The sequence below is a fragment of the Lysobacter sp. genome, from assembly GCA_013141175.1.
GTDB lineage: Bacteria > Pseudomonadota > Gammaproteobacteria > Xanthomonadales > Xanthomonadaceae > Lysobacter_I.
Map to the genome: position 1 here is coordinate 2,908,410 of JABFRN010000001.1, position 21,629 is coordinate 2,930,038.

A 21,629-nucleotide genomic window follows, 5' to 3' on the forward strand; every position below is an offset into this window, starting at 1 on the left:
GTCGATGATCATGCGCTGGTTCCGTCATCGCTTCGCGCCGTCGTCCCGCCGGATGTTTCCGGAGGCCAGTCTGTCGCGGATCGCCGAGGCGATCGCCCGCGATGAGGCCCGTCATCGCGGTGAGGTCTGTTTCGCGGTGGAGTCCGCGCTCGACACCGGCGCGCTGTGGCGCGGCGAGACCGCGCGCGACCGTGCGGCGACCGCGTTCGCGGCTTTGAAGGTCTGGGACACGGCCGAGAACAACGGCATCCTGATCCATCTGCTGCTCGCCGATCGGCGCATCGAAATCCTCGCCGATCGTGGCCTCGACGGCCGGGTCAGCGACGAACAATGGCGCGGCGTGTGTCTGCTGATGGAAGAGCGCCTGCGCGCGGGCGATGCCGAGAATGCGGTGTTGCAGGGCGTCGCGGCTGCCGGCGATCTGCTGGCTGAACATTTTCCTCACATCGACGGCCGCGAAGATCGCAACGAGCTGACCGACCAGCCACGGATGCTCGACTGAAGCGCCGCGGAGCTGCCGGCTCCGGCACAATACGTGCTTCGTCCGTCACGCCCCCCTGCCGATGACTTTTCTGCACCAGATCAACCCGGTTCTGATCGAACTCGGATCCCTGAAGGTCCACTGGTACGGGTTGATGTATCTCCTCGGCTTCACCGTGGCCTGGTTCCTCGGCCGCAGCCGGGTCCGCGCCGGCCGCCTGCCGGGCATCGGTGAACAGGCTTACAGCGACCTCTTGTTCTACAGCATGCTCGGCGTGATCTTCGGCGCGCGCATCGGCTACATCCTGATCTACGACCTCGATTCCTACATCGCCGATCCGATCCAGGTCTTCAAGATCTGGCAGGGCGGCATGAGTTTCCATGGTGGATTGGTCGGGGTGCTCGTCGCGTCGCTGTGGTGGGCGCGCAAGCACCGTATGAACTTCTTCGACATCGTCGATTTCGTCTCGCCGCTGGTGCCGCCGGGCCTCGGCTTCGGCCGTCTCGGCAATTTCATCAACGGTGAACTCTGGGGCAAATACACCGGAGGCGGTTGGGGCGTGGTTTTTCCCCACGCCGAACGCGATCTGTACGGACTGGGCGGCGCCGAACTCGAACGCATGCACGCCAGCGGCATGCTCGACCAGTTCGCGCGGCATCCTTCGCAGTTGTATCAATTCACCCTCGAAGGCGTGGTGCTGTTCTGCGCGGTGTGGTGGTTCTCGCGCAATCCGCGTCCGCGCTATGCGGTCGCCGGTCTGTTCGCGCTGCTGTACGGCTGTTTCCGGTTCCTGGTCGAATTCGTGCGCCTGCCGGACGAGCAGATCGGTTATCTCGCCTTCGACTGGTTGACCATGGGCCAGGTCTTGACCACGCCCTTGATCGCGCTGGGCCTGGTGCTGCTGTTCCTGTCGCGCAAGTCACCGACGCTGCAGCCGCAGCCGGTCACTGGCGCAGGTTGAGGCACACGCCATGAAGGTCTATCTCGATCTGTTGCGGCATGTGCTGGAACACGGCACCGAAAAGGCCGATCGCACCGGCACCGGCACGCGCAGCGTGTTCGGCTGGCAGCTGCGGTTCGATCTGAACGCAGGCTTCCCGCTGGTCACCACCAAGAAATGCCATCTGCGTTCGATCGTGCACGAGTTGCTGTGGTTCCTGAAAGGCGAAACCAACACTGCCTATCTGAAGGACAACAAGGTCAGCATCTGGGACGAATGGGCCGACGAACACGGCGAACTCGGTCCGGTCTACGGCAAGCAGTGGCGGCGTTGGGCCACCGCCGATGGCGGCGAGATCGACCAGATCCGCTGGGTCGTCGACGAGATCAAGCGCAATCCCGATTCGCGTCGCCTGATCGTCAATGCCTGGAACGTCGCCGATCTGTCGAAGATGGCGCTGATGCCCTGCCATACGATGTTCCAGTTCTACGTCGCCGATGGCAAGCTCAGCTGCCAGCTGTATCAGCGCAGCGGCGATATTTTCCTCGGCGTGCCGTTCAACATCGCCAGCTATGCGCTGCTCACGCACATGGTCGCGCAGGTCTGCGGACTGGGCGTGGGCGACTTCGTGCACACGCTCGGCGATGCGCATCTGTACTCGAACCACTACGATCAAGCCCGCGAACAGCTGTCGCGCGCACCGCGTGCGCTGCCGACGCTGCGGTTGAATCCCGAGGTGACGGAGCTCTTCGGCTTCGTCTACGACGACATCGCCATCGAAGGCTACGACCCGCATCCTGCGATCAAGGCGCCGGTGGCGGTGTGAGCGTCGCGGTGGTGCTGATCGCGGCGCTCGATCGCAACCGTGCCATCGGCCGCGGCAACGCATTGCCGTGGCACCTGCCGGACGATCTGAAGCGCTTCAAGGCGCTGACGCTGGGCAAGCCGGTGCTGATGGGCCGCAAGACCGCGGAATCGTTGGGGCGTGCATTGCCGAAGCGGCGCAATCTGGTGCTGACGCGTCGCGGCAGGGTGCCGTTCGACGGCATGGAAGCGGTGGCCTCGGTCGACGACGCATTGGCACGGATCGCAGCGGACGGCGCGGAAACGCTGTGCGTGATCGGCGGCGGTGAACTGTATGCGCTCACGCTGCCGATGGCCACGCGTCTGCATCTGACCCATGTCGATACGGTTGTGGATGATTGCGACGCGTTTTTTCCCGCGTTCGATGCCGCGCAATGGCGGGTGGCCGCGCGCGAGGCGCACGCGGTCGACGACCGGCACGCGTTCGCCTTCGCGTTCGTGGATTACGCCCGGGTTTGATCCGCGGTCATGGGGCGGGCCCTAGCCTGGGGTATCCCCACTTTTTTGCTCATGAAAATCAAACGGATCGATTGATCGGAAGTCGCCGTTGTTTTTCCCGTCGTTCCCGCGAACGCGGGAACCCTGCGCCTTTGCGCTGCGCGGAAGCCGGAAGTCGCTGGATCCCCGCGTTCGCGGGGATGACGACGTTTTTTTAAATGCTCGAAAAAGTGGGGATACCTCAGGCCTTGCCCGCCATCGCGACGCTATCATTCACGGCTGACCATCATCGAGTTCGCTGCGACCACCGCCACAGCATCCGATTACGCCTGATGGCGGGCCAGGGCCCGCCCTACTGCATTTTCGGGCGGTAATGACCGGTGATTTCGTAAGCGAAGAGGATGTCGTCCTCGCGGGTGCCACGACCGATGTTGTGGATGACCAGCGGCACGCCGCGCAGCATGGTCTTGCGCTCGCTGACGATGCCGATGTGCGGCAGATTGCCCGGCAACATCCAGGTCACGAGATCGCCCGCGCGGTAGTCGGCAGCGCGATCGGTGACGGCGACCGACCAGCCTTGTCGCGCGAACCAGGTCTGCAGATTGGGGACGCGGCGGTGATCGATATTGCTGTCCGGCCCGCGCAGCCCCCACTTCTGCGGATACGCCGCGAAATGCGCGCGCATGTCTTCGTGCACGCGTTGCTGCAGATCGACGCCCCGGGTGCGCAGCGCGCGGATCACCACGTCGGTGCAGACGCCGCGCGCTTCCGGCACATCGCCGCCGGGGTAGGCGATGCGCGTGTAGGCGGGATCGTAGCGGATGGTCACGCCGATCTGCCGGCGCGCGGCGATCGCCAGCGCGACTCCGCGAGGCGCTACGGGAGGCGTCGCGCGAGCTTCATCCAGTCGGCGCTGGGGCGCGGTCTGCGCGGTCGAATCGGTGCAGGCGCCCAGCGCCAGTGCGCACGACAGCGCAAGCAGTTGCCGCGCGCGCCGGCCAACAGCGAGGGACATCAGTCCTGTGGACCCGGGACGGCGACCTCGCGACCGGGCACCTGCACGAGCCGCAGTTCGTCGGTGTCGAGTTGCAGTGCAGTGAGCTTGCCGCCCCAGACCGCGCCGGTATCGATCGCGTGCACGCCGTGGCCGATGAACAGGCCGAGCGTGGACCAGTGGCCGCAGACGATTTTCAGGTCGCGCTCGGCGCGACCCGGCACGGCATACCAGGGATACAGTCCGGGCACCTGCGTGCCCGGCGCGCCTTTCTCGTTGAAGGCGATCCGCCCGCGCGTGGAGCAATAGCGCAGCCGGGTGAAGATGTTGATGATCGCGCGTTCGCGCTCGACGCCGCGCAGCGCGGGCGTCCATGCGGGAAAGTCGCCATACATGTTGCGCAGCAGTTTGCGCCGGCCATCGCCGTGCAGTCTGTGCTCGACTTCGCGCGCATGCTTTTCTGCGTGCGTCGTGGTCCACTTCGGCGACAACCCGGCGTGGATCATCATCCAGCCCAGCGCGCGGTCGCTGTGCAGCAGCGGACGCAGCCGCAGCCAGTCGATCAAGGTATCGCGGTCGTCCGCGAACAGGATCCGCTGCAGGTCCTGGTTGACCCTGCGCTGGTCGTCGACGGTGCGCTCGGAGATCGCCAGCAGCGACAGATCGTGATTGCCCAGCACGACGATGCTCCGATCGCGCAGCGAATGCACCAGACGCAGGGTTTCCAGCGATTCGCCGCCACGGTTGACCAGATCGCCGCAGAACCACAGTTGGTCCTGCGCCGGGTCGAAGCGGATCTTTTCCAGCAGGCGTTGGGTTGGGCCATAGCAGCCCTGCAGGTCGCCGATCGCCCACACCGCCATGTCAGCGACGCTCCGTGCGTGCGGCGGAAACGGCGGCGCGACGCATGATCAATGCAGCATCCGCGGAATGCACAGTACGAACTGCGGGATCGGCGCTTCGAATTCGGCGCCGTCGTCGGCGCGCATCACATAGGCGCCTTCCATCGTGCCGTAGGGCGTTTTGAAGAACGTGCTGGATGTGTATTCGAAGCGCTCGCCGGGACGCAGTCGCGGCTGTTCTCCGACCACGCCGTCGCCGACCACCTCGCGCGGGAAACCGATGGCGTCGACGATCAGCCAGCGCCGGCTGATCAACTGCGCCGGCACGCGGCCGGTGTTGCGGATGCCGATGGTATACGCGAAGTAGTACAGCTCCTCGTCGGGCTTGGACTGCTCGTCGAGATAGCGTGTGGCGATGTCGATCGCGATGGTGTGGTCGGGGGTCTCGTCCATGGCCACAGTTTAGGGCCTGTCAACGCTACCGGGATAGGTCACGTTGCTTTCCTCTGGCCGTCAGGTGGTTGTGCGTGGCGCAGCGACAGGCTGGCCGCCTGTTCAAGCCGCGCGCTGCCGCATGGCGGCCAGAGGGAAGCAACCCGAAGGGCCGCGATTGAGTCCGCGCGGTACTGCGTCATCATTCGGGCATGTATCGACATACATTTCCTCATTCTTCCTTGTCCCGCACGCACTCAATCGCGGCGTGACCTATCCCTGTAGCGTTGACAGGCCCTGGTGCGCAAGCGCGATTTTGCGAGCCATTAAGCGACAGTGCCCGCGGTTTCCGGGGCCACGGCGAGATTGGCGAGGCGCACGAAATCGGCGACGTCGAGCTGTTCGGCGCGACGCTGCGGGTCGATGCCGGCGGCGATGATCTGCTCCGTGGTGCAGACATTGCCCAGGGCGTTGCGCAGGGTCTTGCGGCGCTGGCCGAAAGCCGCGCGCACGACATCGGCGAAGCGGCGCGGGTCGTCGATGCCGATCTCCGCAGGCGGGCGCGGCACCAGCCGGACCACGGCGGAGTCGACTTTCGGCGGTGGCCGGAACGCGCCCGGCAGCACCTTGAACAGTGCGGTCACCGTGCAATACGCCTGCAGCATCACGCTGAGCCGGCCGTAGACCTTGCTGCCCGGGCCGGCGGCCATGCGGTCGACCACTTCCTTCTGCAGCATGAAGTGCATGTCGCGCACCGCTGCGGCGTGGTCCAGCGCGTGGAACAGGATCGGCGACGACAGGTTGTAGGGGAGATTGCCGACCAGGCGGATACGTCCGTCACCCGTTTGCGCGCCTGCCGCAAGCGCCGTGAAATCGACGTTCATCACGTCGGCATGGATCAGCGTCAGCTGGCCGTGAGCTTTCGCCGCAGCGGTGAGCGGTTCGAGCAGATCGCGGTCGAATTCGATCGCGGTCAATGCACCATGACGATCCAGCAACGGAAACGTCAGTGCGCCCTGGCCCGGGCCGATCTCGACGATGCGATCCCCGGGGCGCGGGTCGATCGCGAACACGAGTTTGTCGACGACCCCGCGTTCGTGCAGGAAGTGCTGGCCGAGGGATTTTTTCGCCGGTTTTCCGAACGAGGCCTCGTTGCTTGCGTCGTGGCGGCTCATGCGGCGCCCGTGCGTGCGGTATTCATGTGTGCCGCACGCGTGCGCGCGAGCCGGGTGCAGGTCTCGATCGCAGCGAACAGGCTCGACGGGTCGGCGGTGCCTTGGCCCGCGAGTTCGAGCGCGGTGCCGTGATCGACCGCGACCCGCGGGTAAGGCAGGCCGAGGGTGATGTTCACCGCATGCGCGAAATCGCTGTACTTCAGGACCGGCAGGCCCTGGTCGTGATACATCGCGAGCACCGCGTCGTAGTCGGGAAGTTTGGTCGGCAGGAATGCGGTATCGGCCGGCAGCGGCCCGATCAGATTCCAGCCGTCGCCGCGCAGGCGTTCGAGCAGCGGAATGATCAGGTCGCGCTCTTCTTGGCCGAGATGCCCGTCTTCGCCGGCATGCGGGTTCAGGCCGAGCACCGCGATGCGTGGGGCTGCGATGCCGAAATGGTCGCGCAATGCGCGATGGACGATGCGCAGCGTGGATTCGAGCCCGTCTGCGGTGATCGCGTCGGCGACCGCGCGCAACGGCAGGTGGGTGGTGGCCAGCGCGACACGGACGATGTCGTTGGCCAGCATCATCACCACGTCGCAGCGCGCCTGCGCGGCCAGGAGTTCGGTGGTCCCGGTGTAGGGAATGCCGCCGTCGTTGATCGCGGCCTTGTTCACCGGGCCGGTGACCAGTCCGTCGCACAGGCCCTGCAGGCAGGCGCCAGCAGCGGTTTCGAGTGCGCCGATGGTCGTGCGCGCATTGCGCGGCTCGGGATGGCCGAAGCGGGTAGGCAGAATCGTCGGAATTTCGACGTGGGCGAGCCGGCCGGGGCCGGCTGCGCTGGGGTCGTTGGGAGAGATCAGCCGCAGTGGCAGGCCGATGGCCTCCGCTGCGCGCATGAGCGTGTCGCGGTCGCCGTAGCAGACCAGCTGTGCATCCCAGTCGCGCTGTGCGGCGCGGACGACCAGTTCGGGACCGATGCCGGCCGGCTCGCCCGGGACCAGCGCGAGACGGGGGCGTCTTGACATCGCGGGCTCAGCCGGCGCCGGCTGCGGCGGCGGGCGTACCGACGCGGATATCGATGAACGCCTCGCCGCGCATCTCGCGCAGGAACCGGTTCCATTCGTCTTCCAGCTTGCGCTGGCCGATGCTCTCGCGGATCTGGCTGCGGCGGTTTTCGTCGGTCGCGTTGACCTGACGGGTGCCGATGCGCTGCAGGATGTGCCAACCGGCCTGGGTCTTGAACGGTGCCGATACCTGGCGATCGGCGAGCGAGGCGATCTGGGCGCCGAAGTCGGTGCCGTAATCGTCCTGGGCGAACCAGCCGAGGTCGCCGCCACGGGCCTTGCTCACGGTGTCTTCGGAGTTCTTGCTGGCAAGCTCCGCGAAATCCGCGCCGCCCGTGATCCGCGCGCGCAGGGTTTCCAGCTTGGCCTTGGCTGCGGCATCGTCCTTGCCCTCTTCGGAGCGGATCAGGATGTGGCGCGCTTGATACTGGGTGACCATCTTCGCGTCGCCGGCCTGCGCGTTGCGGGTCTCTTCCAGCTTGAGCAACTGGAAGCCGCTGGGGCCACGGATCGGGCCGATGATCTGGCCGACCTGCATGCCGCGGATGGTGCCGGAGAAACTGGTCGGGATCTGGTCGAGCGCGCGCCAGCCGAGGTCGCCGCCTTCCAGCGCATTCGGGCTGTCGGAATAGCGCACGGCGGCGGCGCTGAACTCCATCTCGCCGCGGTCGAGCAGGCCCTTGATGCCCTCGATCTTTTTCTGGCCGGTACCGATCTGTTCGGCGGTGGCGCCTTCGGGCAGCGCGACCAGGATGTGGGCGAGGCGGTATTGCGTGTTGCCACCGGCCTGCGCGGCCAGCGCCACGTCGACTTCGGCGTCGCTGACGTTGATCCGGCCTTGGGCGAAGCGCTGGCGCAGCCGCTGGACGACGATTTCGTCCCGAAGCGAGTTGCGGAAGTCGTTGTAGTTCAACCCGTCCTTGGCCAACTGCTGACGCAGCTGGTCGACGGTGATCTTGTTCTGGGCAGCGATGTTGTTGACCGCGTCGTTCACTTCCTCATCGCTGATGCGCATGCCGGTGCTGGCCGCGCGCGCGCTCTGCAGACGGATCAGGATCAGACGCTCCAGCACCTGGCGCTGCAGGACGTCGCCCGGCGGCAACTGCGCTTCGCGGCCGGCGTATTGGTTGCGGATGTTCGCGATGGCCCGGTCCAGCTCGCTCTGCAGGATGATGTCTTCATCGACCACTGCGGCGATCCGGTCGAGCGGTTGCTGAGCGAAGGCGGAGACGCTGCCGGCGAGGAATGCGGCGGCGATGATGACGCAGCGGAACGAACGGATCGTGTGACGGATCATTGGACGGATCATGGGGCCAGGTCTGAAGGGGGGAGATCGCCGCCACCGCGCGATTGGGGGGGCGGAACGAGGGAGAGGTCCTCGCGGTAATAGCCGAGGATAGCACGACGCAAACGGCCCTCCGTGTCGGGTCCTGCGGAGCCTAATCCCTTGAGTTCGATCTCCAGCTGAATGGCGTCGTTGAGATCGCCGCTGCGGCTGCGCAGGTAGCGGCGACCGACCAGGCGCACGGCCAGGCAGCAGCTTTCCCACTGCACGCCGGCGATACCTTCCAGCAGCTGGTTGTCCTGCAGCGAGTAGTAATAGCGGCCGACCACGCTCCAGTTCGGGTTGATCGGATACAGGAACGACAGATCCGCCTGTTCCAGCAGATCGCGACGATAGCGGTAGCTGAGATTGACGATGCCCTCGTCCCCGATCAGATAACGGGTGCGCAGGCTGGCGAGATCGCGACGGCCGGCCTTCGGGTCCCATTGATAGGACGCGCCGATGGTCCAGCGGTCGCTGGGTGCGTAGTTGGCGTCCACGATCCAGGCCGATTTGCCCTGCTCGATCGGACTCTCGCCCGGCACCGTGACCCGGGAATCTTCGAGATACCGGATCTGACCGACGCTGAGGAACAGTTTTTCGTGGCCGTCGGCCTCGCGGATCAGGCGGGTCGACAGCGCCAGCGTCAGTTGGTTGCCGTCGGCCTGGCGGTCGGCGCCGGAATAGCGGTTGTCGCGGAACAGCTGGCCCCAGCCGAAGGTCAGCGGCCGGGTGTCGAACAGCGGGATGCCGGACTGGTCGCGGTAGGGCGCGTTGAAATAGAAGATCCGCGGTTCGAGGGTGTTGAGGTAGTCGGACTCGCCCCAGCGCGTGTGGCGGTCGAAGTACAGACCGGCATCGAGAGTGGCGATCGGCAGGCTGCGGGTGGGGTTGTCGTCGCGCCCGGGCAGGGCGGAATCCTTTTCAAGCGCGTAACCGGTGTAGCGCCAGGCCAGGCCCGGTTTCAGGAACCAGCTGTCGCCTTCCAGCGGCAGGCTGATGTAGGGCTTGAGATCGAGGCGGCTGCCACCGGCGAGTTCGGTGTGGTCGAAGCGCACGACTTCGGCGTCGATGCCGGCGGTGAAGCGGCCCGCGAACGCCTGCTCCCAGTGCACCTGACCGCGCGGCAGGCGGTCGAACGGCAGATTGGCGTCGCGCAGCGTGTAGTCGGCCAATTGCCAGTGGTCGGCCATGATCGAGGCCTCCCAATTGCGGCCACGGCCGTACAGGCCGATGTCGCTGGTCACGAACGACGCCGCACCGCCGTTGAGGTGATTGCTGGCGTCGTCAAGGTAGCGGGTGTCGCTGATCCACGCGATGTTGCTGCGTGCCTGCCAGTTCGGACCGAGATTCTGGCTGCCGATGAAGCGCAGGAAGCCCCGGTTGGAACCGCGACGGTTCTCCTCGGGAACGCCTGCGGCGATTTCGTTGTCGCGCTCGCGATCGGTCAGGTTGTCGGAAGGCAGATACGCCGCATCGATCACGCCGCGCCCGGTCTCGGTGAGATAGCGGAATTCGCCGCCCAGCTGCAGGCCGCGTTTGGTCATCAGCCGCGGGGTGATGGTGGCGTCGTAGTTCGGCGCGAGATTCAGGTAGATCGGTTGCCGCCAGTCGAAGCCGTTGCGCCCCGACGAGGAGATCGCGGGGTACAGCAGCCCGGTGCGGCGGCGGTCGTCGATCGGGAAGCGGAACCACGGCAGGTACAGCACCGGGATGCTGCCGACGCGCAGGGTCGCGTGATGCGCCGTGCCCATGCCTTCGGCGGTGTTCACGTCGATGCGCTGCGCGCGCAGTTCCCAGCGCCGCGCTTCGGGCGGGCAGGTGGAGTAGGTGGAGCCGTACAGCGAACCCTCGTCGCCCTGCATGGTGATGCGTTTGGCGCCGCCATTGCCGCGACGGCGGATGAGCTGGTATTGGATGTCCTCCAGCTCGTGGGTGTCCTTGCCCTGGTCGCCTTTGGCGCGCGCGGCGATCAGGCGCATGCCGCGATCCTGGTAGCGCACACTGCCTTCGGCGGTGTACGTCTCTTTGTCCTGGTCGTAGCTGAGTTTGTCCGCCAGCAACACCTGATCGCCACGGCGCAGGTTCACGTTGCCGTCGAGATCGACGATCTGGCCCTCGGTGCCGGTCATCCGGTCGCCGTTGACTTCCGTCGCGCCGCTTTCCGCGCCTGCCTCCGACGTCGACGGGGTGTTGTCCGTCGCGGGAATCGTGTCGATGAACGCAGGCACCGCGTCTTCGATCGGGCACTGGCCCCAGTCCTCGGGCGCCTCATCTGCCGCGTGCGCGGACAGCGACAGTGCGATGCAGAAGGGCAGCGGCAGCAGATGGAGTTTCTTTCGCACGTTGGGGCCGAGTCTGGACATATCCGGCTAGCTTGACGCATCCGTCCCGGTGCGGCAACGCGCGGCCCGCAGCCCGGGTTCATCCAACCGCAGGAGCGGCTTCAGCCCGAGCTGTCCGAAGCCGTCGAGGCCGCAAGCCTCCACGACAACGCCCCACGACCGCACACCCAGCCATGCCGCAACACCCGTGCGGGAGGGGCTTCGCTTTGATGGCAAGCGCTCGGGCCCGAGCGCTTGCCTACGGGGCTACCGGGTCAGGCGTGCAGGGCGCGGACGTGGGCAATGCACGATTCGCGCAGGCCCTGCAGGTCGTAGCCGCCTTCGAGGCTGGAAACGACGCGGCCATCGGCGTGACGGTCGGCGATGGCGACCAGTTCGCGGGTGATCCACTCGAAATCCTCGGCCTCGAGCTGCAACTGCGCGAGCGGGTCGCGGCGGTGGGCGTCGAAGCCGGCGGAAATCATCACCAATTGCGGGCGGAAAGCAGCGAGGTGCGGCAGCAGCCGGGTGCGCCAGGTCTCGCGGAACTGCGCGCTGCCGGCGCCCGGCGGCAGCGGTGCGTTGAAGATGTTGTTGATGCCGCGTTCGCTGACGTGGCCGCTGTCGGGATACAGCGGCATCTGGTGCGAGCTGGCGAAGACCACGCGCGGTTCGAGATCGAAGATCGCCTGGGTGCCGTTGCCGTGGTGCACGTCGAAATCGGCGATGGCGATCCGCGAGAGGCCGAATTTGTCCAGCGCGTGCGCGGCGCCGACCGCGATCGAATTGAACAGGCAGAAGCCCATCGCCGCGCTGCTGGTGGCATGGTGGCCGGGCGGACGGACCGCGCAGAACGCGCGCTTGGCCTCGCCGTTGAGCACGAGTTCGACCGCTGCGACGACCGCGCCTGCGGCGCGCAATCCGGCTTCGGCCGAGGCCGGCGACAGGATGGTGTCGGGATCGAGCCAGATCCGCTCGTGGGGCTTCGTTTCCAGTACGGCATGCAGCAGCGATTCGCAATGGACGCGCAGCAGTTGGCCGCGAGTCGCGCGCGGCGCATCGCGCCATTCCAGATCGGGCCAGGTTTCGCGCAGACCGGCGGTGACGGCGGTCAGCCGCGCCGGGCATTCGGCGTGCGTCGGCCCGGTATCGTGGGCCAGGCAGGCGCTGTGGCTGAAGACCGGGACGCTCATCGCTGCCGTTGGCGACGCTCGTGGTTCCAGAGAATCTCGCCGTGGCCGCTGTTCCTGGCCAACACCCGCGACAGTACGAACAGCAGATCGGAGAGGCGGTTCAGATAGCGGATCGCCTGCGGACGCACCGCGTCGTGGTGCGAGAGCGTCACGCACTCGCGCTCGGCGCGGCGGACGATGGTGCGCGCCAGATGGCAGCGCGCTGCCGCTTCGCCACCGCCGGGCAGGATGAAATCCTTCAGCGGCGGCAACGGATCGTTGTAATGATCGAGCTGCTGTTCGAGGCGATCGATGTCGTCGTCGTCGATGGCCGAATGGCCGGGGATGCACAGCTCGCCGCCGAGATCGAACATCTGGTGCTGGACCATCGTCAGCAGCGTGCGGATGTCGTCGGGCACATCGCAGGCCAGCAGCACACCGATCGCGGAATTCGCTTCATCGACCGTGCCGTACGCGGTGACCCGCGCCGAATCCTTCGCTACCCGACTGCCGTCGCCGAGTCCGGTCGTGCCGTCATCGCCGGTTTTGGTGTAGATCTTGGAGAGACGGTTGCCCATTGTGGTTCCTGATCCCGCTCCTACAAGAACGCGCCGATATTCAGACGGTTTGTGCCCGCAACGACGGCGCCTGCCGGCGCAGCAGCGCGAAACCGCCGAACAGCATGGCCGAATAGAACAGCGTGCCCATCACGGTCCACTTGAAGAACGGAATGCCGGCGACGTAGGCCGCGACCAGGCCGGCGCCGGTCTGCGGGTACATGGTCGAGCCGAACCAGGTCACGCCATTGGTGACCACGAAGAACAGGATCGAGCCAACCAGCGAATAGCCCAGCACGTTGCCGCCGCCGACCTTGCCGCGCAGGCCGAAGCCCAGCACCGTCGACAGCGCGATACACAGATACACCGACCAGAACGACAGGCTCGTCGCGACGTAGCTCCAGTATTCGCCGCCCATCGACAGACCGAGCGCGATATCCGACAGCACCATCGCTGCCAGCGGCACCAGCAGCGCCCATGCGCGGTTCGCGAAATAGGCGCCGCCGAACAGGGCCATCGCTTCGACCGGCGAAAAATTCGGCGGATGCGGCAGCAGACGACTGAGCGCGGCGAGCAGGATCATGGCGACCAGCGTCAGCGGGCCCGGCGCGAGCAGCGCTTTGGCACGCGATTCGGGGCTGGAAGAAGCGGGGGAGGCGTGAACGGTCATCGGCGGTCGCAGGCGGAAAAGGACACAGAGCGTTAGCATAACGCAATGTCCCAGCCCGACCCCGCCCCGTCGCCTGTTTCCGAGTCCCGTTCCGCGTCTGTTGCCGCGTCCCATGATGTCCTGATCGTCGGCGGCGGCCTGGTCGGCGCCAGTCTGGCGATCGCGCTGGACCGTCTGGGCCTCGACACCGCGCTGCTGGAAGCCGCGCCGCCCGGCGCGCTGCCGGCGGTGTTCGATCAGCGCAATCTCAGCCTCGCCGAAGCCACCGTCAACGCGCTGCGCGCGCTCGACGTGTTGCCGCGCCTGCGCACACTCACCGGGCCGATCGTCCGCATCCACATCAGCCGCAGCGGCGATTTCGGCCGCGTGCTGCTGGATGCCGCCGATCATGGCCGCGCCGCGTTCGGCCACGTGGTGGTGGCGCGCGATTTCGGCGACGCGCTGGAGTCGAAGCTCGGCGATCTGCCGCGATTGGTCCGCCATCGCCCCGCGCGCTTTCTCGGCTTCGTCGAAGCGGGTGTCGATGGTATGCGTCGGGCCCGCGTCGCCGACGGCGATGGCGAGCGCGTGATCGCCGCGAAGCTGGTGGTGGCCGCCGACGGCGCCGCCAGCGCGGTGCGCGATGCGCTGGGGATCGCCGCCGAGCAGCACGATTACCAGCAGACCCTGTTCGTCGCCCGCATGCGTGCCGAACGCGCGCCGGACGGCACCGCCTGGGAGCGGCTGACCGATCACGGCCCCACGGCGGTGCTGCCGCGCGGCGACGGTCATTACGGTGTGATCCATGGCGTGGACAGTGGGCAGGCCGATGCGGTCGCCGCGCTCGACGACGCGGCGTATCTCGAACGGCTGCAGCGCGCGTTCGGTTGGCGCGCAGGGCGTTTCCTGTCGGTCGGTCCGCGCAGCCGGTATCCGATCGTGCGCACGCTCGCGCAGCGCCTCGTCGCGTCGCGCGCGGTCCTGGTCGGCAACGCCGCGCAGTCGCTGCATCCGATCGGCGCGCAGGGTTTCAATCTCGGCTTGCGCGATGCCTTGATCCTGGTCGAGTGCATCGAAGCCGGTCGCGTGCGCGGCGAGGACATCGGCGGCGAGGCGATGCTCGTCGAGTACGCGCAGCGCCGGCGCCAGGATCGCGAACGCACCATCGCGTTCTCGGATGGTCTTGCGCGCCTGACTTCGAATCCTTCGTCGCTGGTGTCGTCGCTGCGCAGTCTCGGCCTGTTCGCGCTCGATCACGATGCCGCGCTGCGCGCGCAGGTCGTCGCCGGTGCGATGGGCTATCGCGGCGATACGCCGCAACTCTGTCGCGAGGTGGCCGCATGAACCGCCGGATGAGCGAACGCCGAACCAGCGCCGGACGCCGCGCGGATGCCGCCATCGTCGGCGGTGGCGTGGTCGGCGCCGCCTGCGCGCTGGCGCTGGCGCAGCAGGGCCTGCAGGTGACGCTGATCGAGCATGCAGAAGCGCCGGCATGGCTGTCCACGGACGCCGATCCGCGCGTGTACGCGTTCGCGCCCGACAACGCCGCGCTGTTCGAATCGATCGGTGTGTGGGCTGCTGTGTGCGATGCACGCGCGCATCCCTATCGACGCATGCGCGTGTGGGACGCGGCCGGTGGGGACGAATTGCGGTTCGATGCCGATGCCTTTGCGGTGAAACAACTGGGTTGGATCATCGAGCACGCACTGCTGCAGGATCGCTTGTGGGCGGCGCTGCGGCAATCGGCCGTCACCATTCGCTGTCCCGCGAGCGTGGTCGCGCTGGAACAGGATGAAGACGGCGCCACGCTGGAACTCGACGATGGTTTGCGCGTGGAAGCGCGCATCGCCATCGCTGCCGATGGCGGGCGTTCGACGTTGCGCGAACTCGCCGGCATCGGTACGAACACCGAAGATTACGGCCAGCGCGGCGTTGTCGCCTACGTCGCGACCGAACATTCGCACGAGGACACCGCATGGCAGCGGTTCCTGCCGACCGGACCACTGGCGTTCCTGCCGTGCGCGCCGTGGCCCGACGCGGCGAATGTCTCGTCGATCGTCTGGACCTTGCCCGACGCCGAAGCGGCGCGCGTGGTGGCGCTCGACGATGTGGCTTTCGCGGAGGAACTCACCCGTGCCTTCGCCTCGCGTCTCGGCGAAGTGCGCCCGCTGAGCAAGCGCATCGCCTTTCCGCTGCGTCGGCAGCTCGCCGATGCCTACGTCGCCGGTCGCGTACTCGCCATTGGCGACGCTGCGCACGTCGTGCATCCGCTGGCCGGGCAGGGCGTGAATCTGGGGCTTCGCGACGTGTCCGCATTGCGCGACGCCATCGCATCCGCACAGGCGCGGCGCGCCGACTGGGCTGCACCGCATCGTCTCGCGCGCTGGGCCCGCGCCCGACGCAGCGACGCCACCGCGTCGGCGCATGCCTTCAGCGCGATCAATCGCTTGTTTTCCAACGACGATGTCGCCACGACGCTGCTGCGCGGCCCTGCGCTGGGGCTCGTCGGCAGACTCGCGCCACTCAACCGTGCGCTCTGGCGGCACGCGGCAGGCGTTTGAAAATCGGATTGGCGTTCGAGTTTCAGGCCTGGATCAATTGCCACGCCTGTCGCGCGATCAGCGCCAGCACGATGATCAGGAACACCGCGCGCACGAAGCCCTGGCCGCGTTTGATCGCGAGATGGCTGCCGATGTAACTGCCGATCATGTTGCCGACGATCAGCGGCAGCGCCAGCGCCCAGATCACGTAGCCGCCGAACATCAGCACCGTCCATGAGCTGAGGTCGGCGGCGACATTGGTGGTTTTCGATACCGCCGACGATTTCAGGAAATCCAGGCCGAGGAAACTCACGAAGGCGAAGACCATGAGCGTCCCCGTGCCCGGGCCGATCAGGCCGTTGTAGAAACCGGTGGCCGCGCCGATGCCGGCGGCGGCCATCGCTTCGTGTTTCGGGTGGAAGCGGCGGTCTTCGCGCAGCCCCAGATCCTTGCGCAGCGCGGTGTAGATCGCGAGTACGACGCAGAGCGAAAGCACCGTCCATTTCAGGATGTCCGGGTCGATGCGTTTCGCCAGCTGCACGCCGACCGCCGATGCGCTCAAGGCGGCGATGCATGCGGGCAGGAGCACGCGGCGCTCGACCCGGATCCTGCGCAGATAATTCCAGGCCGCGACGCTGGTGCCGAGGATCGAGCTGGTGCGTTGGGTGGCGATGGCCTGCAGGATCTGCAGCCCCGGATGCAGGTTGAGCATGGCCGGCGTCAGCACCAGTCCACCGCCGCCGACGATGCTGTCGATCAGGCCGGCGGCGAAGCCCGCGAGCGCGGTCAGCAGCCAGAGTTGGAGCTCGGGATCAGCGAACATCGCGCCGCTGCGGCACCGTTGTCGATGTCCCGATCAAAGGCGTCCCGAGCGAAGGCGCGAATGTCGGCGGCTTGCGCGCATGCGTGGCCTGCTCGTAGCCGAACGCATAGCCGATCAGTTTCGCCTCGCTCCATGCCGCGCCCATGAACACGATGCCCACCGGCAGCCCGTGCACGTCGCCCATCGGCACGGTGATGCTGGGTGTCCCCGCGACGGCGGCGACACCGTAACCGGCGCCGCTGAAGTGGTCGCCGTTGACCGGATCGATCATCCATGCGGGCGAGGTGGTCGGCGCCACCAGCGCGTCGAGGCGCTGCGCCTTCAGCGTGGCATCGAGGCCTTCGTCCCTCGCCAGCCGGATGGCGTTCGCGCGCGCTTCGAGATACGCCTTGTCGCTCAGCGGCCCTTTCGCCTGCGCGCGTTCGAACAGGTCCTGCCCGAACCACGGCATCTCCGTATCGGCGTGCGCGTTGTTGTAGGCGATCAGTTCGGCCAGCGATGCGACCGGCGCTCCGCTGTCGGCGAGATAACGGTTCAGTCCGGCCTTGAATTCGTGGAACAGCACTTCGGATTCGGCGTAGTCCCACTGCCCGGCGGTGGCGATGTCGGCATCGACCACGTCTGCGCCAGCAGCACGCAGCACGGCGAGCGCACGTTCGAACGTGGCGTCCAGTGCCGGCTGATAGCCGGTCTTGTCGCGCAGCACGCCGATGCGTGCGCCCTTCAGCGCATCGGGCGAGAGGGCTGCGGCATGGTTTTCGCCATGATGTCCTGCATCGCGGGTCACGATGTCGTCGGGACCGAGGGATGTCAGCACGCCGAGCAAGATGGCGGCATCGGCGACGGAACGCGCCATCGGTCCGGCGGTGTCCTGCGAGGACGAGATCGGAATGATGCCGCTGCGGCTGACCAGTCCCACCGTCGGTTTGATGCCGACCAGCCCGTTCACGGCGGACGGGCAGAGAATGCTGCCGTCGGTTTCGGTACCGATGCCGACCGTGGCCAGATTCGCGGCAATCGCCGCGCCGGTCCCCGAGCTGGAGCCGCAGGGACTGCGGTCGAGCGCATACGGGTTGCGGGTCTGTCCACCGCGTCCGCTCCAGCCGGAGCTGGAGTGCGAAGAGCGGAAATTCGCCCATTCGCTGAGATTGGTCTTGCCCAGGATCACCGCGCCGGCTTCGCGCAGCCGCGCGACCAGCGCTGCGTCCTGCTTCGGGCGATGCATGGCCAGCGCGAGCGAACCGGCGGAATTGACCATCGGCACCGCATCGATGTTGTCCTTCAACAACACCGGGATGCCGTGCAGCGGCCCGCGCACCTTGCCGGCCCTGCGCTCGGCGTCCAGTGTCGTGGCTTCGCGCATCGCCTCCGGATTCAGTTCGATCACCGCATTGAGCATCGGACCGGCATCGTCGATGGCGGCGATGCGATCGAGATAGGCGCGGGTCAATCGTTGGCTGTCGAGCGTGCCGGAGCCCATGCGCGCCTGCAGCTGCGCGACGGTGGCCTCTTCCAGAGCGAGTTCCCTGCGGTCCGTGGATGCCGCAGCCGCGTCTTCGATGGTCGCAGCGTCAGTGTTTCGCAGGGAGCAACCGACAGCCGTCGCCAAGACCACGGCGAGGCTGCAGGACAGCAGAAGGGTCGGGCGCGGAAACATGGAGCCTCCGGAATCTTCGGTACGAATCCGCACACCCTTTCGTATCCGCAGGCAAGGCGCAAGCGTCGTGGCGGCCTACGGATGGATTACGGGTTGGAAGTCGCCGCTTGCCGTGCCGCCAGGCTGCGCCGACGGAGATCGCGGACCAGCACCCAGACGATGATCAGATTGAGCGCCAGCACGGCCGCTGTCGGCCAGCCCGGATAGCGCCACAGGGCGAACAGGCAGAACGGCACGTACAGCACCGCTGCGCAGGCGCCCAGCCACGATGCCCACGCCTTCACCCGCCACAGGCCCCAGAACAGTACGAAACGCAGCACGGCGTAGATGCCGACGGCGGTGGCCGCGAGATGCACGGTTTCCGGGGTGATGCCTTCGATGAAGCGGGCGAGCGCACTGTGCTGCGTATCGAAATGCAGATACTTGCCGATGTTTGCGATCAATGCGCGGATCGGCAACGGACCGACCAGCGCCAGTGCAGTCGCCGCAGAGGCGGAGACCAGGCCTTTGCTCAATTCGATCAGGGCGATGATATGCAGCCCGGGATGCGCACGCGGGCTCGGATCGTAGGTGGTCTGCTGGCTCATCGTGATGTGTTCTCGGGGATCATATGAAGATCGCGGCGATGGATCGCGTCGGAGATCTCATTCGCGGTGGGTGTCGCGAGCGGAAGAGGTACGGCTGGTCTTGCGCCGGCCGAGGAGGTCGCGCGTCAGGATCCACAGCACCGCGAGATTGACGGCAAGCACGGTGAATGCGATCCAGCCCGGGTGGCGGACCGACGCGAACACTTCGAAAGGAAGGTAGAGCGCGACCGAAACAGCGCCCAGCCAGGATGCCCAGGCCTGCGCATGCCACAGGCCCCAGCCTTCGGCCAGACGCAGCGCGCCATAGGCCACGACCGCCGCCACGACCAGATGCACCGAGGCCGGATTGATCTCGCGGGCGACTGCGGAGAGCGCCCGATGGATCGCGTCGAAGTGCGAAACCGCGGCCAGTCGATCGATGGCTTCGTCGATCCGCGCCGCGCCGAAGGTTGCGATGGTGCCTGCCGCAAGCAGGGCGAGGGCGCCCTTGCCCATCTCGACCAGCGCGATGGCGTGCAGGCCGGGATGCGCCCGATGATCCGGATTCTTCGGCGCATCCCGTTCCATGTCGGCGCGAGCGGAGCGCGACTTACGCGGCGCGGGAAGCGCGCTTGCGGTCGTTTTCGGTGCGCTGCTTCTTGCGCAGACGGATCGCCTTGGGGGTGATTTCCACCAGCTCGTCGTCGTCGATGAACTCCAGCGCCTGTTCCAGCGAGAACTTGACCGCCGGGATCAACCCTTCGTCATCGTCCTTGCCCGAGGCGCGGAAGTTGGTGAGCTGCTTGCCGCGCAGCGCATTGACGGTGAGATCGTTGTCTTTCGAGTGGATACCGACGATCTGGCCTTCGTAGATTTCGTCGCCCGGCTCGATGAACAGACGGCCGCGCTCCTGCATCGCGATCTGCGCGTAGGCGGGCGAAGGACCGGTGCCGTTGGAGATCAAAACGCCGTTCTGACGCTGGCCGATATCGCCGTCGGTCTTCGGGCCGTAATGGTCGAAGACGTGGAACAGCAGGCCGGTGCCGGCGGTGATCGTGCGGAATTCGGTCTGGAAGCCGATCAAACCGCGCGCCGGGATCATGAAATCGATGCGCACGCGACCTTTGCCGTCCGGTTCCATATTGGTGAGCTGCGCCTTGCGCTCGCCGAGGCGCGACATCACGCCGCCCTGGTACTGCTCTTCCAGATCGACCACCAGCGACTCGAACGGCTCCATCTTCTCGCCGTCGATCTCCTTGATGATCACTTCCGGGCGCGATACGGCCAGTTCGTAGCCTTCGCGGCGCATGGTTTCGATCAGGATCGACAGATGCAGTTCGCCACGGCCGCTGACCTTGAATTTGTCGGCGTCGGCGGTGTCCTCGACCTTCAGCGCCACGTTGTGCTGGGTCTCGCGGATCAGGCGGTCGCGCAGCTGGCGCGAGGTCAGGAACTTGCCGCCGCTGCGGTCCTTCACGCCGGCGAACGGCGAGTCGTTGACCTGGAAGGTCATCGAGATCGTCGGTTCGTCGACGGTCAGCACCGGCAGTTGCTCGACCCGCGAGGTGTCGCAGATGGTGTCGGAAATGCCGAGGCCTTCGATGCCGGACATCGCGATGATGTCGCCGGCCTGGGCTTCCTTCACTTCATGGCGCTCGAGGCCGAGGAAGCCGAGCACCTGCAGCACTTTCGCGTTGCGGGTCTTGCCTTCGCGGTCGATCACCGTGACCTGCTGGTTGGTCTTGATCTTGCCGCGCTGGATGCGACCGACGCCGATGATGCCGACGTAGTTGCTGTAATCCAGCGAGGTCACGCGCATCTGGAACGGACCTTCCAGATCGACCGGCGGCGGTGCGACGTGATCGACGATGGTCTGGAACAGCGGAGTCATGTCGCCGCTGCGCACGCTCGGGTCGAGCCCGGCGTAACCATGCAGCGCCGAGGCGTAGACGGTGTGGAAGTCGAGCTGCTCGTCGGTGGCGCCGAGACGGTCGAACAGGTCGAAGGTCTGGTCCAGCACCCAGTCCGGACGTGCGCCCGGGCGGTCGACCTTGTTGACCACGACGATCGGCTTGAAGCCCATCGCGAAGGCTTTCTGGGTCACGAAGCGGGTCTGCGGCATCGGGCCGTCCATCGCGTCGACGAGGATCAGCACCGAGTCGACCATCGACAGCACGCGCTCCACTTCGCCGCCGAAGTCGGCATGCCCGGGGGTGTCGACGATATTGATCCGGTATTCCTCGCCTTCGGGCGATTTCCAGCGGATCGCGGTGTTCTTCGAGAGGATCGTGATGCCACGTTCCTTTTCGAGATCGTTGCTGTCCATCATGCGTTCGGTCGTGACCGTACGCTCACTGAAGGTGCCCGACTGCTTCAGCAGCTGGTCGACGAGGGTGGTCTTGCCGTGGTCGACGTGGGCGACGATGGCGATGTTGCGCAGGCGTTCAATGGACATGGCGAATGGGCGCCCGGGGGTGACCGGATGCTGATTTGTCGTGAAGGAAGCCGACTATTATAGCCGGCAGCCGAGAGCAATGGCTCAGTCGGCCCGTTCAGGAGTTTGAATCCCCATGATCAGGACACCGTGGAAGCCGCCTTTGTGGCTGTTCGCCCTCGATGCCATCGGCCTGTTGCTGCTCGGGCTGGGGTTGCTGATGCAGTTCGCGCCGGACTCCGCAGTGGCGCTGTCCCTGCCGGCCTCGTTCCGCTTGCCCTTGCTGGCGGTCGGTGGCGTGTTCTTCGCGTTCGCCTGGGTCGGTCTTGCGATGTCGCTGCTGGATCACCGCCGCAGCTGACGTCCTGCCG

Annotated in this window: 22 protein-coding genes; 7 read left to right on the forward strand and 15 right to left on the reverse strand. The window is 66.5% G+C overall.

All coding sequences use genetic code 11. The features are described from left to right. The first annotated feature begins 10 nt into the window (after positions 1 to 10). From HOP03_12745 to HOP03_12760, 4 genes are all read left to right on the forward strand, one after another. Positions 11 to 502, forward strand: coding sequence for a hypothetical protein (locus tag HOP03_12745; GenBank protein ID NOT89035.1), 492 nt, complete (start codon positions 11 to 13; stop codon positions 500 to 502). A gap of 61 nt (positions 503 to 563) precedes the next feature. After that, positions 564 to 1,442 carry a prolipoprotein diacylglyceryl transferase gene (locus tag HOP03_12750; protein NOT89036.1) on the forward strand — a complete coding sequence of 293 codons (879 nt, stop codon included), beginning with the start codon at positions 564 to 566 and terminating at the stop codon, positions 1,440 to 1,442. Positions 1,443 to 1,452: 10 nt separating this feature from the next. After that, the gene (locus HOP03_12755) at positions 1,453 to 2,247 is read left to right on the forward strand and encodes a thymidylate synthase (protein NOT89037.1); all 795 of its coding nucleotides are present in this window, start codon (positions 1,453 to 1,455) and stop codon (positions 2,245 to 2,247) included. 8 nt (positions 2,248 to 2,255) lie between these two features. Continuing rightward, complete coding sequence (locus tag HOP03_12760) at positions 2,256 to 2,744, forward strand: dihydrofolate reductase (GenBank protein ID NOT89038.1); 489 nt, start codon at positions 2,256 to 2,258, stop codon at positions 2,742 to 2,744. Positions 2,745 to 3,075: 331 nt separating this feature from the next. Here HOP03_12760 and HOP03_12765 read toward each other — a convergent pair whose 3' ends face one another. The 10 genes from HOP03_12765 to HOP03_12810 all read right to left on the reverse strand — a co-directional run bounded on the left by HOP03_12765 (position 3,076) and on the right by HOP03_12810 (position 13,172). Next, positions 3,076 to 3,738 carry a DUF1287 domain-containing protein gene (locus tag HOP03_12765; GenBank protein NOT89039.1) on the reverse strand — a complete coding sequence of 221 codons (663 nt, stop codon included), beginning with the start codon at positions 3,736 to 3,738 and terminating at the stop codon, positions 3,076 to 3,078. Then, positions 3,738 to 4,580, reverse strand: a complete 843-nt coding sequence (locus HOP03_12770; protein NOT89040.1) for a symmetrical bis(5'-nucleosyl)-tetraphosphatase — start codon at positions 4,578 to 4,580, stop codon at positions 3,738 to 3,740. The genes HOP03_12765 and HOP03_12770 overlap by 1 nt, the downstream gene beginning before the upstream one ends. A gap of 48 nt (positions 4,581 to 4,628) precedes the next feature. Next, the gene (apaG, locus tag HOP03_12775) at positions 4,629 to 5,012 is read right to left on the reverse strand and encodes a Co2+/Mg2+ efflux protein ApaG (GenBank protein ID NOT89041.1); all 384 of its coding nucleotides are present in this window, start codon (positions 5,010 to 5,012) and stop codon (positions 4,629 to 4,631) included. A 305-nt stretch (positions 5,013 to 5,317) separates the two neighbouring features. Further along, positions 5,318 to 6,166, reverse strand: coding sequence for a 16S rRNA (adenine(1518)-N(6)/adenine(1519)-N(6))-dimethyltransferase RsmA (gene rsmA, locus HOP03_12780; GenBank protein NOT89042.1), 849 nt, complete (start codon positions 6,164 to 6,166; stop codon positions 5,318 to 5,320). Next, entirely contained in the window at positions 6,163 to 7,173 is a 1,011-nt protein-coding gene (gene pdxA / locus HOP03_12785; protein NOT89043.1) for a 4-hydroxythreonine-4-phosphate dehydrogenase PdxA, read from the reverse strand. Before pdxA ends, rsmA begins: the two co-directional genes overlap by 4 nt. A 7-nt stretch (positions 7,174 to 7,180) precedes the next feature. Continuing rightward, positions 7,181 to 8,509, reverse strand: a complete 1,329-nt coding sequence (locus HOP03_12790) for a molecular chaperone SurA (protein NOT89044.1) — start codon at positions 8,507 to 8,509, stop codon at positions 7,181 to 7,183. An 8-nt stretch (positions 8,510 to 8,517) separates the two neighbouring features. Beyond that, a complete protein-coding gene (gene lptD / locus HOP03_12795; protein ID NOT89045.1) occupies positions 8,518 to 10,902 on the reverse strand; it encodes an LPS assembly protein LptD in 2,385 nt (794 codons plus the stop codon). Positions 10,903 to 11,135: 233 nt separating this feature from the next. Further along, complete coding sequence (locus tag HOP03_12800) at positions 11,136 to 12,053, reverse strand: histone deacetylase family protein (GenBank protein ID NOT89046.1); 918 nt, start codon at positions 12,051 to 12,053, stop codon at positions 11,136 to 11,138. Then, entirely contained in the window at positions 12,050 to 12,610 is a 561-nt protein-coding gene (locus HOP03_12805; GenBank protein ID NOT89047.1) for a cob(I)yrinic acid a,c-diamide adenosyltransferase, read from the reverse strand. Before HOP03_12805 ends, HOP03_12800 begins: the two co-directional genes overlap by 4 nt. A 40-nt stretch (positions 12,611 to 12,650) precedes the next feature. Then, positions 12,651 to 13,172, reverse strand: coding sequence for a hypothetical protein (locus tag HOP03_12810; GenBank protein ID NOT89048.1), 522 nt, complete (start codon positions 13,170 to 13,172; stop codon positions 12,651 to 12,653). 132 nt (positions 13,173 to 13,304) lie between these two features. Here HOP03_12810 and ubiH point away from each other — a divergent pair, with 132 nt between their 5' ends. Both ubiH and HOP03_12820 read left to right on the forward strand, forming a co-directional pair. Further along, a complete protein-coding gene (gene ubiH / locus HOP03_12815) occupies positions 13,305 to 14,582 on the forward strand; it encodes a 2-octaprenyl-6-methoxyphenyl hydroxylase (GenBank protein NOT89049.1) in 1,278 nt (425 codons plus the stop codon). 8 nt (positions 14,583 to 14,590) lie between these two features. Continuing rightward, positions 14,591 to 15,799: an FAD-dependent oxidoreductase gene (locus tag HOP03_12820; GenBank protein NOT89050.1), complete on the forward strand. Its 1,209-nt coding sequence runs from the start codon at positions 14,591 to 14,593 to the stop codon at positions 15,797 to 15,799. A gap of 22 nt (positions 15,800 to 15,821) precedes the next feature. Here HOP03_12820 and HOP03_12825 read toward each other — a convergent pair whose 3' ends face one another. From HOP03_12825 to typA, 5 genes are all read right to left on the reverse strand, one after another. Beyond that, the gene (locus tag HOP03_12825) at positions 15,822 to 16,601 is read right to left on the reverse strand and encodes a sulfite exporter TauE/SafE family protein (GenBank protein ID NOT89051.1); all 780 of its coding nucleotides are present in this window, start codon (positions 16,599 to 16,601) and stop codon (positions 15,822 to 15,824) included. Next, positions 16,591 to 18,258 (reverse strand): amidase, encoded by a 1,668-nt coding sequence (locus tag HOP03_12830; protein NOT89052.1) that lies wholly within the window; start codon positions 18,256 to 18,258, stop codon positions 16,591 to 16,593. The genes HOP03_12825 and HOP03_12830 overlap by 11 nt, the downstream gene beginning before the upstream one ends. Before the next feature lie 86 nt (positions 18,259 to 18,344). Next, on the reverse strand, positions 18,345 to 18,845 hold the full coding sequence (locus HOP03_12835) for a DUF2127 domain-containing protein (protein ID NOT89053.1): 501 nt from the start codon (positions 18,843 to 18,845) through the stop codon (positions 18,345 to 18,347). A 57-nt stretch (positions 18,846 to 18,902) separates the two neighbouring features. Beyond that, positions 18,903 to 19,412 carry a DUF2127 domain-containing protein gene (locus tag HOP03_12840; protein NOT89054.1) on the reverse strand — a complete coding sequence of 170 codons (510 nt, stop codon included), beginning with the start codon at positions 19,410 to 19,412 and terminating at the stop codon, positions 18,903 to 18,905. A 22-nt stretch (positions 19,413 to 19,434) separates the two neighbouring features. Continuing rightward, a complete protein-coding gene (typA, locus tag HOP03_12845) occupies positions 19,435 to 21,279 on the reverse strand; it encodes a translational GTPase TypA (GenBank protein NOT89055.1) in 1,845 nt (614 codons plus the stop codon). Positions 21,280 to 21,394: 115 nt separating this feature from the next. Here typA and HOP03_12850 point away from each other — a divergent pair, with 115 nt between their 5' ends. Continuing rightward, the gene (locus HOP03_12850; GenBank protein NOT89056.1) at positions 21,395 to 21,619 is read left to right on the forward strand and encodes a hypothetical protein; all 225 of its coding nucleotides are present in this window, start codon (positions 21,395 to 21,397) and stop codon (positions 21,617 to 21,619) included. Positions 21,620 to 21,629: the final 10 nt, after the last annotated feature.

Coding starts and splice junctions, on each gene's coding strand:
- HOP03_12745 (NOT89035.1), top strand. CDS start 11: ATGCGCTGGTTCCGTCATCGCTTCGCGCCGTCGTCCCGCCGGATGTTT.
- HOP03_12750 (NOT89036.1), top strand. CDS start 564: ATGACTTTTCTGCACCAGATCAACCCGGTTCTGATCGAACTCGGATCC.
- HOP03_12755 (NOT89037.1), top strand. CDS start 1,453: ATGAAGGTCTATCTCGATCTGTTGCGGCATGTGCTGGAACACGGCACC.
- HOP03_12765 (NOT89039.1), bottom strand. CDS start 3,738: ATGTCCCTCGCTGTTGGCCGGCGCGCGCGGCAACTGCTTGCGCTGTCG.
- HOP03_12770 (NOT89040.1), bottom strand. CDS start 4,580: ATGGCGGTGTGGGCGATCGGCGACCTGCAGGGCTGCTATGGCCCAACC.
- apaG (NOT89041.1), bottom strand. CDS start 5,012: ATGGACGAGACCCCCGACCACACCATCGCGATCGACATCGCCACACGC.
- rsmA (NOT89042.1), bottom strand. CDS start 6,166: ATGAGCCGCCACGACGCAAGCAACGAGGCCTCGTTCGGAAAACCGGCG.
- pdxA (NOT89043.1), bottom strand. CDS start 7,173: ATGTCAAGACGCCCCCGTCTCGCGCTGGTCCCGGGCGAGCCGGCCGGC.
- HOP03_12790 (NOT89044.1), bottom strand. CDS start 8,509: ATGATCCGTCACACGATCCGTTCGTTCCGCTGCGTCATCATCGCCGCC.
- lptD (NOT89045.1), bottom strand. CDS start 10,902: ATGTCCAGACTCGGCCCCAACGTGCGAAAGAAACTCCATCTGCTGCCG.
- HOP03_12800 (NOT89046.1), bottom strand. CDS start 12,053: ATGAGCGTCCCGGTCTTCAGCCACAGCGCCTGCCTGGCCCACGATACC.
- HOP03_12805 (NOT89047.1), bottom strand. CDS start 12,610: ATGGGCAACCGTCTCTCCAAGATCTACACCAAAACCGGCGATGACGGC.
- HOP03_12810 (NOT89048.1), bottom strand. CDS start 13,172: ATGATCCTGCTCGCCGCGCTCAGTCGTCTGCTGCCGCATCCGCCGAAT.
- ubiH (NOT89049.1), top strand. CDS start 13,305: ATGTCCCAGCCCGACCCCGCCCCGTCGCCTGTTTCCGAGTCCCGTTCC.
- HOP03_12820 (NOT89050.1), top strand. CDS start 14,591: ATGAGCGAACGCCGAACCAGCGCCGGACGCCGCGCGGATGCCGCCATC.
- HOP03_12825 (NOT89051.1), bottom strand. CDS start 16,601: ATGTTCGCTGATCCCGAGCTCCAACTCTGGCTGCTGACCGCGCTCGCG.
- HOP03_12830 (NOT89052.1), bottom strand. CDS start 18,258: ATGTTTCCGCGCCCGACCCTTCTGCTGTCCTGCAGCCTCGCCGTGGTC.
- HOP03_12835 (NOT89053.1), bottom strand. CDS start 18,845: ATGAGCCAGCAGACCACCTACGATCCGAGCCCGCGTGCGCATCCCGGG.
- HOP03_12840 (NOT89054.1), bottom strand. CDS start 19,412: ATGGAACGGGATGCGCCGAAGAATCCGGATCATCGGGCGCATCCCGGC.
- typA (NOT89055.1), bottom strand. CDS start 21,279: ATGTCCATTGAACGCCTGCGCAACATCGCCATCGTCGCCCACGTCGAC.
- HOP03_12850 (NOT89056.1), top strand. CDS start 21,395: ATGATCAGGACACCGTGGAAGCCGCCTTTGTGGCTGTTCGCCCTCGAT.